The organism is Catenulispora subtropica (assembly GCF_039531675.1).
In the GTDB taxonomy this organism is placed as follows: Bacteria; Actinomycetota; Actinomycetes; order Streptomycetales; family Catenulisporaceae; genus Catenulispora; species Catenulispora subtropica.
The window spans coordinates 55,623-70,290 of sequence record NZ_BAAAQM010000017.1; the positions used below are offsets into that span (position 1 = coordinate 55,623).

General features: G+C 70.2%; 12 protein-coding genes. 4 read left to right on the forward strand and 8 right to left on the reverse strand.

What is annotated here, in order from left to right; all coding sequences use genetic code 11:
- Positions 1 to 49 precede the first annotated feature (49 nt).
- The 3 genes from ABD466_RS16650 (at position 50) to ABD466_RS16660 (ending at position 2,985) form a co-directional block, all read left to right on the forward strand.
- Positions 50 to 1,513, forward strand: a complete 1,464-nt coding sequence (locus ABD466_RS16650; RefSeq protein WP_344657963.1) for a MurL-like N-terminal domain-containing — start codon at positions 50 to 52, stop codon at positions 1,511 to 1,513.
- 144 nt (positions 1,514 to 1,657) lie between these two features.
- Positions 1,658 to 2,515, forward strand: a complete 858-nt coding sequence (locus tag ABD466_RS16655) for a TNT domain-containing protein (protein ID WP_344657964.1) — start codon at positions 1,658 to 1,660, stop codon at positions 2,513 to 2,515.
- A gap of 74 nt (positions 2,516 to 2,589) precedes the next feature.
- The gene (locus ABD466_RS16660) at positions 2,590 to 2,985 is read left to right on the forward strand and encodes a hypothetical protein (protein ID WP_344657965.1); all 396 of its coding nucleotides are present in this window, start codon (positions 2,590 to 2,592) and stop codon (positions 2,983 to 2,985) included.
- A gap of 31 nt (positions 2,986 to 3,016) precedes the next feature.
- Here ABD466_RS16660 and ABD466_RS16665 read toward each other — a convergent pair whose 3' ends face one another.
- Both ABD466_RS16665 and ABD466_RS16670 read right to left on the reverse strand, forming a co-directional pair.
- Positions 3,017 to 4,153: a serine hydrolase domain-containing protein gene (locus ABD466_RS16665; RefSeq protein ID WP_344657966.1), complete on the reverse strand. Its 1,137-nt coding sequence runs from the start codon at positions 4,151 to 4,153 to the stop codon at positions 3,017 to 3,019.
- 45 nt (positions 4,154 to 4,198) lie between these two features.
- A complete protein-coding gene (locus tag ABD466_RS16670) occupies positions 4,199 to 5,512 on the reverse strand; it encodes an erythromycin esterase family protein (protein ID WP_344657967.1) in 1,314 nt (437 codons plus the stop codon).
- Positions 5,513 to 6,099: 587 nt separating this feature from the next.
- Here ABD466_RS16670 and ABD466_RS16675 point away from each other — a divergent pair.
- Positions 6,100 to 7,254 (forward strand): hypothetical protein, encoded by a 1,155-nt coding sequence (locus ABD466_RS16675; protein WP_344657968.1) that lies wholly within the window; start codon positions 6,100 to 6,102, stop codon positions 7,252 to 7,254.
- A gap of 70 nt (positions 7,255 to 7,324) precedes the next feature.
- On the opposite strand, the gene ABD466_RS16680 is transcribed toward ABD466_RS16675, so the two are convergent.
- Genes ABD466_RS16680 through ABD466_RS16705 form a run of 6 tightly spaced genes read right to left on the reverse strand, consistent with a single transcriptional unit; the run spans position 7,325 to position 14,381 of the window.
- Positions 7,325 to 8,098 (reverse strand): AfsA-related hotdog domain-containing protein, encoded by a 774-nt coding sequence (locus tag ABD466_RS16680; protein ID WP_344657969.1) that lies wholly within the window; start codon positions 8,096 to 8,098, stop codon positions 7,325 to 7,327.
- Positions 8,095 to 9,399, reverse strand: coding sequence for a cytochrome P450 (locus ABD466_RS16685; protein ID WP_344657970.1), 1,305 nt, complete (start codon positions 9,397 to 9,399; stop codon positions 8,095 to 8,097). Before ABD466_RS16685 ends, ABD466_RS16680 begins: the two co-directional genes overlap by 4 nt.
- Positions 9,396 to 10,328, reverse strand: a complete 933-nt coding sequence (locus ABD466_RS16690) for a hypothetical protein (protein ID WP_344657971.1) — start codon at positions 10,326 to 10,328, stop codon at positions 9,396 to 9,398. Before ABD466_RS16690 ends, ABD466_RS16685 begins: the two co-directional genes overlap by 4 nt.
- Positions 10,328 to 13,066: a PEP/pyruvate-binding domain-containing protein gene (locus ABD466_RS16695; RefSeq protein ID WP_344657972.1), complete on the reverse strand. Its 2,739-nt coding sequence runs from the start codon at positions 13,064 to 13,066 to the stop codon at positions 10,328 to 10,330. The genes ABD466_RS16690 and ABD466_RS16695 overlap by 1 nt, the downstream gene beginning before the upstream one ends.
- Entirely contained in the window at positions 13,063 to 13,728 is a 666-nt protein-coding gene (locus ABD466_RS16700) for a nitroreductase family protein (RefSeq protein WP_344657973.1), read from the reverse strand. The genes ABD466_RS16695 and ABD466_RS16700 overlap by 4 nt, the downstream gene beginning before the upstream one ends.
- Positions 13,725 to 14,381 (reverse strand): methyltransferase family protein, encoded by a 657-nt coding sequence (locus ABD466_RS16705; RefSeq protein ID WP_344657974.1) that lies wholly within the window; start codon positions 14,379 to 14,381, stop codon positions 13,725 to 13,727. The genes ABD466_RS16700 and ABD466_RS16705 overlap by 4 nt, the downstream gene beginning before the upstream one ends.
- Positions 14,382 to 14,668: the final 287 nt, after the last annotated feature.

Sequence of the window (14,668 nt, forward strand, 5' to 3'; positions counted from 1 at the left end):
TGGACCGCAGACGCCCCAAGGACGCCACCTCGCCTTGAGGAGCACATTCATGGCCGAGGAACACTATTCATCTCCTTCCGCTCCCGGCAGTCCCCTCACCGCTCGACCAGAATTCGATGTCGTCGTGCGTGAATTCGTACTCGATGACGGACCGGCCAGCCTGCACTATCGGGTGGACGTCGGAGATCTGACTTTTTCGTCCAGCATCTCCTATATGTCGATCCCCGGGTGGTCCGATGTATTCACCGTCCTCCCCGTGGGCAAGAACGCCTTGCGACTGGTCAGTGCGCTGATCGCCTGGGACGCCATGCGGTTTCTCGCCCTGGGCGGCGAGCGCCTGGTGCTGCCGCCCGGGCTGCCCTGCGATGCCACGGTCAGCGCGATATGGCGCCGGTGCTTCCTGAGCCAGTTCGGTGAGTGGCGCTACCGCAACGGCATCCGCTACCACGGCAGAATGCCGGAATTGCTCTCGCCCACGCCTCCGTGGGCGGAAGAGCTGCCCGGAGGGGGCGCCACTCCGCGCACCGGAAGCCGCGCCCTGCTGGCCAACGGCGGCGGCAAGGACAGCCTGGCCGGAATGCTGATCCTCAACGGGAGTGGAATCGATCACGACGTCTACGAAGGCTATCTGCCGGTCGGCGGCGACCATGAACTCCAGCGGCGCCTGCTGGACGACCTGAGGACCAGTGCGGCGACGCACCACACCAACGTGGTCCGCGTGTACGTCCACGACGACTTCTACCGCAGGCCGGCCTCGGTCTTCGCCGACGCCGGCGTGAAGGTGGATCACTATCTGACCGATTTCGCGGTCGGTCACACCGCCAACTACGTCGGCTACATGCCGATCATCCTTCATGGCGGCTACGATCGCGTCTGGTTCAACATCGAACGATCCGCGGATGATTCGCACGTGACGTGGCACGGCGAGCAAATCAGCCATCAGTGGTGCAAGAGCAAGGAATATCAGGCGATATCAGCGCACCTGTTCTCGGAGCTCACCGGATGCAACTGGTTCAAGGGGTTCGATTCCACCTTACGTGGCCTCTATGACCACGCCATATATCGCCTAGTCGCCACCCGCCCGGATCTTCTTCAGCGAACCCACTCGTGCAACTACGGAAAACCTTGGTGCGGCCACTGCCCCAAGTGCTGCTTCTGCTACCTCATGACGTCCGCTTTCCTCGGCGAGGACTACGCGCGCCGATTGCTGGGCGTGAGGGAAAGCCTGTTGGCGGATCCGCGGAACCTCCCGGTGTGGGCATCGCTCATGGACTCGTCTCAGGTGGCCTGGGAATGCGTGCCTTCTCATCAGGAAGTTGTCACCGCGGTGGATCAATGCCTGGCGCGGGGCATCGACTACCCGGTGCTGCGCCGTTACGCGCCCGACCCCGCTACGGCCGCCCGGCTCCGCGCACGCTTCGTCGACGTCGACTGGGAAAGAGTTCCCGCCCCGATCACGGCAGCCGTCCGTGACCTGACGAGAAATTCGGGCGTCCTATCGCAGGTGCGGTAGCCGTCGCCTTCGGCGCGGCCGAATGTGTACTCTGACTAGGTTCTTCTCTGAACCCGTTCGGACCTACGTCCGGCATGTCTACCCGCCCTTCCTCACCTCCTCCGGCTTCAGTGATCTCGTCATCTAGATCATCAAGGAGGTTCGGTGAGATCGTCTCGATGGTGTGCCGGGTTCATCGCCGCGGCCGGACTGGCCGGTTCCCTGCTCACAGGTGCTTCCGCCTCGTCGGCTGCCACCGTGGCCGGGCAGGTTCCGGAGGTTTCCGGGCACGTCCTGTGGGCCGGGCCGGGGGCGCAGGCGGCGGAGCCGTCGGCGCGACCAGACACGTACGGCGGGTCCGGGCAGCCTCGCGTGTGCGAGGGTTTGGTGCCGTACCCCATTCCCAAGGTCTACCAGCCGTATTTCTTTTGCGGCGACTGGCGGCTCGGCCCCAAGCGGCTGCCGAATCGCGGGGTTCTGGGGAACATCCTTGAGGGCTACAACCGGCTCGGGGGCCTCACAGCCGTTCAGTTCCTGAACGCGTGGTGGCTTCCCGCCGCCGATTCGGGCCAAGGCGGCTGGGACTACCCGAAGGACGACGGCTTCGCGCACGACGCCCTGGGCCAGCCGATCGCGGTGCCGATGGTGCTCCCCGCGGGACAGAACCTGATGGTCGACCGGTTCGGCAACGAGTCGGGAACGTTCCTGTCTCCGGCGGGCACGAAGTTCGGACAGCGGGCGATCCCGCCGGCCAACCTCAACACCAACGACCCCCGCTACCCGTACAACTACCACCTGTACCGGGTGGCCAAGGACGTCACCGTGTGCGCGGGCCCTGCCGCTCCGGCGTTCGAGCAGCCGGGCGGAGGGATGCAGTACGTCACGTCGAGCAAGGTCTGCCCGACGCTCCCCACCAACGTCACCGTGGGAAGCCTGGTGTCCAACGGCAGCCTGGTGCGTCTCCAGGTACCTGTACCTGCTCAGGAGGCCGCGCCGCAGAAGGAGAACTCGCCGGCAAAGTGAGATAGGTGCACAGCCCGGTTACGACACGACACCGCCGAGGCCGCGCTCGGCCTCGGCGGTGGGAAACTGGCTCCATGGACCGGTTCCAGCTCTGTGAGGCCCTTCGGGCGGCCGGGATCCCGGACATGTATTACGAGATCCCCGGCTGTTCTCACGGCCCCTACCCGGCCGACCGCTACTTCCTCGAAGAGCGCGCGGGAGTGTGGGTCGTGGGAGTCCACGAGCGTGGCAGCAAGAAGGTGCTGGCGCGGTTCGCCCACCAAGACGGGGCGTGCCAGTGGCTCTTCGACCGGCTGACCGATCAGGGGCCGCCTCCCGTTCCTCCCACTTCCGAGGAGGCGGCCGCGCTCCTTTACGGCAGCGAGGACATCCAGCGCAGGGCTCGCGAGGATTTCGAGCGGGCCCTGGGCGAGGCCCGCCGCCGAGCCCACGTCGACGACGGCCGTACGGAGCCGCCGCCCACGGGCTGACCCGGCGCCGGCCACGACGTCCTCGGCCGGCTCAGCGAGCACAGAACTCCGCGGAGATCGCCTGAATGATGGTTTCGGTCGGGTCGGTCCAATCGTTGTTCAAGGCGAAGGACATGGTGTGGCGGCCGTCGCGAGTGCTGCTCATCCACGTCTCGTAGCCCTGGATCAAGCCTGAATTGCCGTAGACGGTCACACCGCAAGAGGTTCGTGCGATCACCACACCGAGGCCATAGCGGAACACGTCGGTGGTGGGGAAGGAACCCGGGGTCGGGGACAGCATCATGCGAAGCAGCCCGTCCGGCACCAGCCGACCGCGCAGCAGGGCGGAGTCGAAGCGGTCGAGGTCTCCGACGGTGGAGATCATGTCGCCGTTGCCCGCGGCGAAGGAGGGGTTGTAGTCGGTCACGTCGCTGATCTGCGTGCCGGCCGGGTCGGGCTTGGTGTAGCCGTGCAGGCGCGGGCTGGGCAGAACGGCGGAACAGCCGGGGAAGTCCGTGGCGGCCAGCCCCAGGGGGCGCAGGATCGTGCTGGTGATCCAGTCGCCGTAGGACCGGCCGGTGATCTTCTCGATGACCATGGCCAGCAGCGAATAGTTGGTGTTCGAGTACGCCCAGGAGGCGCCGGGGGCGAACTCGGGCCGGTGGTCGATCGCGGCGTCGACCAGTTCGCGCAGGGTGAAGCAGTGCGCCGGGTCCTGCGTCGCGATCTGCTCGATCCGGGGGTCTTCGGTGTACTCGTACAGGCCGCTGGTGTGGTTGAGCAGCATGCGCATCGTGATCGCCGAGCCATCGTTGCCGTTGCGGTCGACGACGCCGGGAAGGACCCTCTCCACCGTGTCCTCCAGCCCGAGGCGGTGGTCGGCGACCAGTTGAAGGACGGCGGTCGCCACGAACGTCTTGGTGACGCTGCCGATGCGCAGCCGCATCGGCGCGCGCGGTGATCGACCGGTTCGGACGTCGGCGACGCCGGCCGCCAGGTCGCACACGCAACGCCCGACGCGCGACTGCGCGAGCGCGCCCGGCGAGCCCTGCTCGACGGCGCCCTCAAGGACATCGAGCAGGCCACGGCCGTGGCGCTCGGCGGCTGGGGCCGGGGCGACGTGCGGCCCCACGCTGAGTACGAAGACGAGTCCAGCGAGGACCGCGGTGGACAGCCTCGATCGGCGCATGCGACGTCCTTCAGTGTCGGCCGGGAAGTGTTCGAAGATCTACGCTCATGCGGGCAGCAGATGCGCCGCGTCGACGTGGTGAAGGTAGAACAGCACGTCGGAGCTCGGGCCCAGCGCGGCGTCAGACGTGTACGCGGGCCCCACGGACCCGATGTCGAAGGTGGGCCGGGCCACGGTCAACCACTGGCTGGCCGGTGGGCGGACGCTCCGCAGATCCATGAAGTAGTCGCCACAGCTCACCTTGTCCAGCGTGTACTCGTTGGAGTCGGGGTCCGGCGGGCCCACGGGGAACACCTGCACCGGCGGCGGGAACTCGCTGGTATTGACGAAGGCGACGAAGGAACCGCCCCCGAAGCTCGTTCGGATGCTGAGGTACCCCCTGCCGAACTGCTCGCGCAGGAACGAGCCCTCCGTCCGCGGGTAGTCCGGGTCGTCGGTGACCAGAGCGACGTGATCGTCCTGCGCGGCCAGCATCGTCTTGCCGCCCGTGTGCTCGTGCCACCAGGTCAGGTTGGCGGCCATCTGGGCATCGCGGTAGAGATCCTGCTGCGGGAGTTGGGTCTCGGAGTCGTAGGACAGGTACCGGGTGTTCTGGGCGATGACATGGGCGTCCTGCACGCGCCACTCGAAGCGCGTGCGGTCCGGACTGGGATGACAGGTCTTCAGAAGTTCGTACGCCTGCTCAGCGCGCCCTGCGAAGTCCAAGCGCTGGTCCTGAGGCAGATTGCGGAACTCGTGGGTGGCATCGAGCACGCTGCCGGTCGGGTGCCCGCGGTACAGGTAGGCGATCGCCGGGTACAGCGCCGGACAGTCGTCGGCCGCATAGGCGAGCACTCGGGTGTAGATTTCGGGCTCGACGGGGTAGATGTCATCCCCCGTGAACTGGACTTTCTCGGCATGCCGCAGGTTGTAGGCCCGCATCCACTCGAACAGCTCCAGATACTCCTGGTTGTTCCAGAGGCGGTCGGCGGACTGGAAGACTTCCCGCATGATCTGGCGGATGTCCCCGCGGCCGGTGAGCAACCATGCGTTGATGCGCAGCCCGGCGTTCCAGCCCGCCTCCCGCGCGAAGGACGTGAAGCGCTTGTTCGCCACCAGGTAGCGGAAGATGCGGTCCTGCAGCGTGAAGAACTGGTGCGAGCCGTGCGTGGCCTCGCCCACACCCACGATCACGGAGCCGCCGATCTCGCGGCCCAACGGCTCGAGGTCGGCCATCCCGTCGACGGGCTCGGTGGTGGACAGCGGGTGCGCAGCGCGGGCCAGCGCCTTGACGACCGGATCGGGGCGGGTGCGAGCATCGGCAGGCGCTGCGCACAGTGACAGCGAGGCGAGCACCAGTGCCGGGATGAGCACGGGCATTGCGACGCGCCGGATGAGACGCACACGATGAGGCGGCTGCACAGATCACCTTTCTCCACGAGACGCCCCCGAGGGAATTATGGTCATCAGCCGTGCCGGCCTGCGTGCGTGACACACCCGGCGCGCACAGTCTCGATATTCCGGATGGGTGAAGCCGTTGAACGACTTCGGCCTGGTCGGACAGGATGGATGTGTCGTCCGTGTATGGATGTGCCATGGCACGATTCCTTCTGCGCCGATATCCCGCAGCCCTCGCCGTCGCCGCGGGGGCACTTCTGGCCGCCCCGTGCGCGGCGGCCACGGGAGCCACCCCGGCGCCACATGGGGGCGGCTCGACATACGACGCCATCGCGACCGGAGGGCGAGACCATCCGGCGGATGACACCAGCCGCCAGGTAGCGCGTTTCCAACGTCAGCTCGCCAAGTGGAACTTCGACTCACAGTCGGGGACCGAAGAAGTATTCGATCTGAACCGGAGGTACTGCGAGGGCGCCGTCTTCAGCGGCTTGTGGCCCAATCCCCAGTCGCCTTACGTTCTCACCGGGCTGCCGGAGGTGCCGGGACAAGTACCCAACACCAACCCACCCGTGACGTGGCGCATCCGGCAGGACGAAGCCGTCGTGATGATCGGCGTGACACCTCCGCCGGAGGCGTACTTCGACTTCGACCTCACCACGGTGAAAGGCCCCTTGCATACCGGTCCGGTGGTATGGACCTCGGTGGGCGACCCGTTCAACAACAAGACGATCCGCACGAGCGGCCGATCCCCCTACAGCCAGTCGTTCGCGCTGGTGATCACGGGTAACCGGCGCACCCGTGCGGCGGTGGACAGGATGCTGGCCGACTCCGGGCTCGGCGACGCGACGAACGACCAGACGATCCCTTCGGCCATGTACCGGTTGGGCCTCGACGACGCGAGCACCGACCAGTTCCTGGTGGGGCTGCGCACGGTCGCCCCCAAGCCCGGCTTCGAGAAGGCACTCGACGACTACCGGGCCAACCCCCCGCTTCAAGTCTTCCGAGTGCGCCCGGCGAACAGCTCGGGGAACGAGACCCAACCGGTGTACCCGCCGGAACCGCTGCCCGTCCCCCCGCTGCGCGTCTCCGGAACCGGCGCCACCGAACTCAACCTCAACCCCACGCTGCAACTGCTGCGCCAGCGGATCATCGACTCCCACCCGGGGTATGTAGCCCACGACCTGACACTCGGGCGCGGCTTCGAAGAGGCGAACCCGGCGTTCCAGACGAACCTGCAGACCAATCCGCCCACGGCGGGATCCGACGCCCTGTCCAACGACGCCGACGACCCGCTCAGCCCGGACTTCAGTCTGCCCGACGGCTCGTTCGTCGTCTCCTACGGCACCGATCACGTGGCCACCGGGCAGGCGAGCTACTCCAGCGTCACGCTCTACGCCGACGACCATGCCGCCGTCGCCATGGCCGCCGAGAACAACGGCCAGATGGCAGGCAGCGCACGGGACTTCATCGCCGACGCCCCGAATGCGGACAAGTTCTACGCCTGGACCTTCAGCCGCGCAGGAGACTCCGGCCCGTCCGGACCACACGTGACCATGCTCCCGCCGGTCAACACGGACTTCTGCGCGCAGTACGGCGCCAGCAGGCCCGTCGACATGAGCACGATCACCGAGGTCGGCCGCGCCTACATGCAACCCGCGACTCTGACCCGCCCTGCTCTGTCCTCGCTCCTGATGGACCGGCTTCTCGTCTTCACCCCGAAGTAGGTCATTGCCAAGCACCCGGTCCGGAGTCACATGCCGGTGACTCCGGACCGCCTTTTATTGCTGCAGAGCCTCACCACCCGGCCAGCGGCCGAGCCTTCTCCAGAGCGGCGATGGCGGTTTCCGCGTGGCGGAGCTCTACTCGCCTGGTCGGACCCAGCGGCCGCACCGCGGCGGCCACCTCGGACCTGGCCGCCTCACACCCGCACTGGACGAACCGTGTCTCCACGTGGAACCGCATCCGGTTCACGTCGTGGGTCTCCGCGCGGTGCGCGGTCAGCCGCATTCGCAACGGCAGTGGGAACACCGGCCGGTCGAACCGGGTGTCGATCCGCGTCAGCAGGAACGAGAACTTCCGGTCCGGCCACGGGCGCAGATATTCGAGCTCGCACGCCGCCAGAAACATCTGGCGCGCGGCCTCGACCAGGACCATGCCCTGCAGGTGCGGGCTGGACTGGTGGTCCTGGACCAGCTCGTTGTCGTTGTGGAGGCGCAAGGATGCCTCGAAGGCGTCCGGGCCGCAGTATTCGAAGTCCGCGAGGAGCACGTTGCGGGCGTCCTGCTTGTGGACCGCACGCGCCTCGATCGGAGTCGGGAGGTCGCGGGGGTCGAGCAGCAGCCGGTCGCCGAGGCCCCGGCGTTCGACGGCCTCGCCGGCGCCCGCGACCGCGGCCTCGTCCAGGCCCTGCCCCAGGTGGACCGGGACCGGCTCGGCGAGGCCGTCGTACCCGCCGTGGCCCACGGCCTCGGCGAAATCGGCGGCGCTGACCCCGAGGCCGGCGGCGATGAAGGAGTCGAAGCGGCTGCCGACCAGGACGATCGGCGCCGCGGCGGACGGTGGGTTCATGGTTCCTCGCTTCCTCTGTCTGGGGACCACGGACATCCGGACGCCGCCACGGCGGGTTCCCCGGCCGGGGAGGCCGCCGCGGGCCGGCCCTCGCCGTCCCAGCGCACCGGCAGTTCGAGCGGTCCGCGGATGAACTGGCCCGTGGTCCACCTGACTCGGTCCTCGTGGACGGCCAGCCGCAGTGCCGGGAACTCCGCCAGCAGCGCGGCCATCCCGACCTCCAACTGCAGCCGGGCCATCGGCGCGCCGAGGCAGTAGTGGCGGCCGTGGCCGAACGCGATGTGCGGATTGTCCTCGCGCCCGGGGTCGAAGCGGTCCGGTTCGGTGAAGACCGACGCGTCCTGGTTCGCGGCGGCGGTCAGCGGCACCACCACCTCCCCGGCCGGCACCAGGACGTCCCCGAGCCGGACGTCCTCGAGTGCCACATGGGCCGCGCCGCCGGTCGCGATCAGCGAGCTCCAGCGCAGGACCTCCTCCAACGCGGGTGCCAGCGCCCCGGGCTGCTCCCGCAGGCGCGCGGTCAGCGCCGGATCGCGCAGCACCATCAGGACCGCCATCGCGAGCTGCCGCGAGGTGGTGTCGAAGCCCGCCATCAGCAGCCCGGCCCCGAAGACCGCGACTTCCTCGTGGCTGAGGCGGCTGGCTCCCCGGCCGAGGAGCAGCCGGGTGAGCAGATCGTCGGCCGGGCGCCCGGCGGAGGCGTCGGCGAGGCGCCGGGCGACCAGTCCCCCGAAATATCCGTGCGCCTCGGCGTGGGCCGCGGCCACCTCCTCGGAGGTGCGGCTTCCCCACGACATCATCACGGCCATGGCCGGACGCAGCTTGACCGCGTCGTCATACGGCAGGCCGAGCTGTTCGGCGGCGGCACGCAGGGCGAACGGGACGGTGAACTCCTCGACCAGGTCCGCAGGCTGCGGGAGGGTACGCAGCCGCCTGGCACCGGACGCCGCGAGCTCCCGCAGCCACGGCGCCGTCTCGCGAGCGCGCCGCGCCGTGAACTCACCGGCCACGGCCTGCCGCCGGCGGCTGTGCACCGGCGGGTCGCTGGTGGCCAGCGCCAGCGAGGCGGTGGAGCGTGCGAACATCGGCTTGCCGGTGAACGAGGCCCGGCTGAACCGATCGTCGGACAGTACGGCGCGCACCTCGGCGTAGCGGCTGACCAGCAGGGCCGACGCGCCGTTGGACAGCACCACCCGGGGCAGCCCCGGCTCGGCGGTCATCTCGGCGAACCGTGCGGGCGGCCGCGGGCTGGACGGGTGGGCGAACGGGAAGGCCGGCGGCTCGTCGGGCTCGTCGGTCATGGCGTGTGCCTTTCCACAAGGTCGACGACAAGGAACGCGGTGAACGCCGCGAGGACGTAGAACCCCGCATCGGCCGACGGCCAGCGCTCGGCGCCGCCGCGCCAGAACCGCAGCGCGCCCCGCACCGGCAGAGCCGCCGGTAGCAGGACGAGCCACCCGGCCTGAGCGCCGGGATTCCAGGGCTGGGTCAGCATCAGCGCGAGAACCGTCGCCACGGCAGCGGCGCCGAGCGCGGCGCGCGCCGTCGCTTCGACGCCGAACACGGTCGTGTAGGCGCGCTCGCCAGGCTTGGGCGCGCGGGTGGTCTTGCGGGCGAGTTCGAGGTGTGTGAAGACCGCGAGCATGGCGGCCAGCGGCAGGAGCGCGGCGGGCCCGGCGGATTGGTGGGAGTCGTGCAACAGTGTGGCGTAGAGGTAGCCGCCGAGCAGCAGCTGCACCGGCAGGCTGATCAGGGCGCTGACGATGAGTGCGTCGCCGGACGGCCAGTGCGCCAGCCGGTCGGCGGCCAGCAGCACGGCCAAATAGAGCAGCGCCGTGGCCGCACCGGTCAGGGCCAGGCCGCGCGGAGCGTTGAGCAGCAGGACGACGACGGTCCCGGCACCGATGAGCAGGCCGACGTCGCCGACCGCGACCGCGCCGGAGGCCAGCGGCCGCCGCGGGTTGTGCACCCGGTCGTAGTCCAGATCGCGCAGGTCGTCGACGGCGCGGACCATCAGCAGCAGCACCGTGAACGACGCCACCGTGGCCAGCGTGGCCCAGCCCGGCTGCCACGTGCCCACGCCGTCCACGCCGCGCGGGCCGCGCTGCCCGTGCTTCCCGTGCTGTCCAAGGGCGAACATGGCCGTCCCGCCGAGCGCCCAGGCCAGGGCGTAGGGCAGGTAGACGGCGGGAGGGAAGCTGCCCCGGACATAGCGGCGCAGCCGCAGCATCACAGCTCCGCCTCCTCGGCCAGGATCCGCACGGTGCCGGCTCCGCCGTCGAGCTCGACCAGGGCGCCGTCCGGGATCCGGGCGGTGGCCTCCGCGACCGCGACCACGGTCGGCACCCCGAGGAGCCGGCCGGTGACGGCGGTGTGCGACAGCAGCGTCCCGCGCTCGACCACCAGCCCGCGGGCCGCGGTCATCAGGAACAGCCAGCCGGGGTCGGTCTCCCGCGCTATCAGGATGGCGTCGCGGCAGGTGTCGGCGGGGACGTCCGGGTCCAGCACCACGCGGGCGCGGGCCCGGACCACGCCGGAGCTGGATGCCAGGCCGCGCAGCACGGTGGCGGCGTCGGGGGCGGCGCCGTCCACGGGGGCGGCGGTCGCTGGACGGGCCACGTCGAGCGGCCGCCCCGCGAGGCTCACCAACCGCGGCGGCGGCGCCGGCAGCGCCTCCCACCGCTCCCGGTCGGCGCGGCGCAGGGCCGCGAGCGCGCGCAGGTCGCTGCCCGGCAGGGTCCCGTCGAACGCGCCGAGGACCTCCTCCACGGTCAGGTCCAGGACGTCGCGCGGGCCGTCGAGCCGCCCGGCGCCGGCCAGCAGGACGCCCAGGCGCAGCAGGACCCGCCGCGACAGGCCGAACAGTTCGGTGCGGCAGAACCGGGTGTCCTCGCGGGCTTTGAGGTGGGCACGCATCCGGGAGGCGAAGGCCCGGATGATCGCGCGTCGCAGCGGATTGCGGCAGTGCTCACGCAGCTCGCGTTCGCCGTCCGCGCGGATCTTGCGCTCGTCCGCGCGGCTGGCTTCGGCGCCCGTGCCCTGCCGCAGGTGCGGGCGCACCATGTCGAGCATCATGGCCGGCCGCTGCCGCGGGGTGAGTTGTTCGAGCTTGAGGTCGCCGACGGCCCGGTCACCGTAGACACGCATCTGGCGCAGGGCGGCGTCGGCGATGTCGGGCCCGTACACGCCGTCGACGATCTCCTGCCACACGGCGGCGTCTTCCGCGGCGGTCGCGGCGCTCAGGATCCGGTCGCGGGCCTCCGGTCGCGCACAGATCAGGTCGGACAACTGCAAAGCGCCGCGAAGCCCGGCCAGCGTGCGGTTCTCCGGCCCGCCGGCCAGCAGCGCGCCGAACAGGGCCCGGTGCCGGGTGCCGGTCCAGCGGCGCAGCAAGCCTTCGTAGCCCGCGGCTGGGAAGATGCCCAGGACCGTATTGGTCAGGGTGACGCCCCACTGCGCGCCGACTTCCGCCCACAGGCCGCGATAGAACGCGACCAGGGCCTCAGCGTCGAGGGATTCCAGGTCGCCGGCTTCGGCTGCGGTCCGATCCCACCACGCGAGGAACCCGCCCACCTGGCGGAAGTGCCGTGCGCTGCGGCGCAGGGCACCCGGGGCCGTGCGCAGTGCCCGGCCGCGCCAGCCGGGTGACAGGTCCATCCCCGGCCCGGGCCGCAGACCCATCGAGTGTTCCCACCAGCCCCGGATAAACTCGAACTCTGCCATCATGCCGTGCAGCGCGTACCAGGCGTCGAGCCGGTAGTAGACCCGGCCCTCGCGCAGGCCGACCATGCGCTCCAGATGATGCGCGTTCTCGCACAGCCGCGCCTCAGGGACGCCCATGCGGCGGTAGAGGTCGGTGAAGACGGTCTTGTAGAAGTCGCGCGCGAGCGAGTACGTCAGCGCGCAAGAGACTCCCGGATAGCTTTCGGTGATGTTGTGGTTGCTCCACACCACCTGCTCGGGAAGGTCCGCGAGCGGCCGGGACTGCACGATCCAGAGCTCGCCGTCAGCGGCGAAGGTGCCTTCTATGTCCTGCGGACAGCCGAAATGGTCCTCGATCCGGCAGGCCGTCTCCACGACCCGGGCCAGGACGCCGTCCTGGAGGACGGGCTGCCCGGCCAGTTCCTCGGGCACCTCGCACTCCGCCGGCTCGGCCGGCCCCCCGGGTGCGGGTGCCCCGACCATGCGGCGCTTGACCGCGATCTCCTTCCGTACCGCGCCGGTGGCCCGCTCGGTGAAGTAGTGGTCGACATCGGCGCGCTCCTGGACGACGCCTTCGCCGATGCCGTATGCCGCCGCCACGACCACGCGGTCGGCGCCGTCGCGCGGGTCGCGGGTGAACGCGACGAACGAGCTGGCGCCGAGCACCATCCGCTGAACGCCGACCGCGATGCGCGCCGCACCGGGGTCGGCGCCGCGCCGCAGCCGGTACAGGACCCCTTCGGGGTTGTAGGCGGAGGCCCAGCATTCGACGATGCGCCGGAGCAGGTCGGCGCGCGGGACGTACAGGAAGCTGTCGCTCAGCCCGGCGAACGGATCGGCCGAGCTGTCCTCGCCCTGCTGGCCCGGCCCGGGCACGACGCAGGCCCGGACGGCGGCGAGCCCGCCGGCCCCGATGACGTCGTCGAACGCGGTGGAGACGGCGTCGGCGAGCTCCTCGCCCACGTCGAGGGATAGCACGGCGGCGCGGGCCTTCCCGCTCCAGCGCCGCACGGCTTCGGGCACCGCGGCGGCCGGCGGCGGGTCCAGGTCTGCCAGCACCGGCGCGAGCGCCCGGTCGAAGGCGGCCGCCGGGATACCGAACAGGTCGGGGACGGCGAATCCCGCGGCGCGCAGCTCTGCGAGCCGGGAGAACTTGTGGCCGGCCGCGGCCGGATCGAGCAGGGCTTCGCCACGGAGCAGATCCGGCGACGTGCCGGGGCCCGGGCCCCGCCGTCTCGCAGAGCCCTGGGTGTCGAGGGCCGTCATCGGACCGGCTCCCCGGCCGCCGTCACAGTCTCGGGCTGCCAGCCGTCCACGTGGAGGACCTCCTCCAGCGGGCGCCGCCGACCGGGCCCGAAGGTCTCCCGAAGCGTGTAGGCGGTCGGGATGAGCGGTCCCTGGTGGACGTGCTCCGGCAGGCCCAGCAGGGCGGCCATCTCGGCCTCCAGGCCGAGGTGGACCGTGGTGACCGTGGTTCCGAGGCCTCGGCTGCGCGCGGCGAGCGCGTAGCTCCACGCGGCCGGGAGGAGCGAGGTCCAGACGCCGGCCTGATTGCCGGCCGGGAGGGGCCCGGCGGTCTGGAGACAGGACAGGACCAGCACCGGGACGCGGTGCAGGCGGTCGGCCAGCTCGCTCGCGTCACGCAGGACGCCGTGCTCCCGAGGTGCGTCACCGTACCTTCCGTGGAAGGCCCTCCGGTAGATCTCGGCGACCTGCTCGCGGCGCTTCGGATCGCTGATGAGGACCCAGCGCCAGTCCTGCCGGTTGCCGCCGTTCGGCGCTTGGAGCGCCAGGCGGAGGCAGTCCTCGACGACGGCTCGTGGGACGGGACGTTCCAGATCCAGTGCTCGGCGTACCGAGCGTGTGGTGCTCAGAAGCGTGTCGCAGACGTCCACGTCCAGCCCGGGTATCCCGGTCGGGAGACTCACCAGACCCCCGGCAGCAGGCGGGCGTGCTGCGCCGCGTAGGCGCGGTAGGCCGGGAGCACCAGCAGCGTGCGCTCCTCGACCCGGATCCGCCAGGACAGGACGCCGGCCAGCCCGGCCAGCAGCACCACCGCCGGCCAGTCGAAGAAGAACACGATCAGGCCGGCGTGCCCGAGGAGCATGCCGGCGTAGGCCGGGTGCCGGATCAGCCGGTACGGGCCGGAGGAGACGATTTGGTGCTCGTCGTGGCGGATCACATGATGGGAGTAGAAGCGTCCGAGGGTCCTGATGGCCACCAGGCGCAGCGTGACGCCCCCTGCGAACACCGCGATCGCGACGGCTTCGCGGACCGGCGACTCGGTGCCGAGCGACGGGAGGAACAGGGCCGCGGCGACCGTGGCGAACCGGGTGAGGCCGTAGGCGATCAGCGTGGTCACCTCGCGCGGCGGCGTGCCGGGTTTGCCCAGGCTGACCGGGGCCTCGGCCAGCAGCCACAGGAGATTGGCGCCGATGAACACCAGCGCGAAGGCGCGGGCGGGCTCGTCGGGGCGGTCCAGGACGATCGCGAACCCGGTGATGTTCACCACCAGGCCGATCCCGAACAGCGCGGGCGTGATCGCTTGCCGCCAGTCGAACCGCTGGTCCACGTCGGCCACCGGCGTCACCTCCCCCTCGTAGCGACGGACCTGTGGCCCGAAGTCCTGCGCGCCCCGGTTTCCGAGCGCTTCGCCGTGCCGCGGTGGAGCGCTTGGACACGCCGAGCCGAGACGCCCTCGGCGGACCGCACCACGACCTGCTTCATGCGGGAGCTTACATCAGCTGAGATGAATGAGAAGGGTTGTTTCATTCATCTCAGCTCACAGCCTCAGGCCGCCCAGCGGCCCCGCCGGTACGCTAGCGTCTCAGCGGACGTCTCAGCGGGCTGATTGACGAATCAGAGGAC

What these genes read in the sequence shown, in the direction of transcription:
- ABD466_RS16650 (WP_344657963.1), top strand. Translation starts at nt 50, where the DNA reads ATGGCCGAGGAACACTATTCATCTCCTTCCGCTCCCGGCAGTCCCCTC.
- ABD466_RS16660 (WP_344657965.1), top strand. Translation starts at nt 2,590, where the DNA reads ATGGACCGGTTCCAGCTCTGTGAGGCCCTTCGGGCGGCCGGGATCCCG.
- ABD466_RS16665 (WP_344657966.1), bottom strand. Translation starts at nt 4,153, where the DNA reads ATGCGCCGATCGAGGCTGTCCACCGCGGTCCTCGCTGGACTCGTCTTC.
- ABD466_RS16670 (WP_344657967.1), bottom strand. Translation starts at nt 5,512, where the DNA reads ATGCCCGTGCTCATCCCGGCACTGGTGCTCGCCTCGCTGTCACTGTGC.
- ABD466_RS16680 (WP_344657969.1), bottom strand. Translation starts at nt 8,098, where the DNA reads ATGAACCCACCGTCCGCCGCGGCGCCGATCGTCCTGGTCGGCAGCCGC.
- ABD466_RS16685 (WP_344657970.1), bottom strand. Translation starts at nt 9,399, where the DNA reads ATGACCGACGAGCCCGACGAGCCGCCGGCCTTCCCGTTCGCCCACCCG.
- ABD466_RS16690 (WP_344657971.1), bottom strand. Translation starts at nt 10,328, where the DNA reads ATGCTGCGGCTGCGCCGCTATGTCCGGGGCAGCTTCCCTCCCGCCGTC.
- ABD466_RS16695 (WP_344657972.1), bottom strand. Translation starts at nt 13,066, where the DNA reads ATGACGGCCCTCGACACCCAGGGCTCTGCGAGACGGCGGGGCCCGGGC.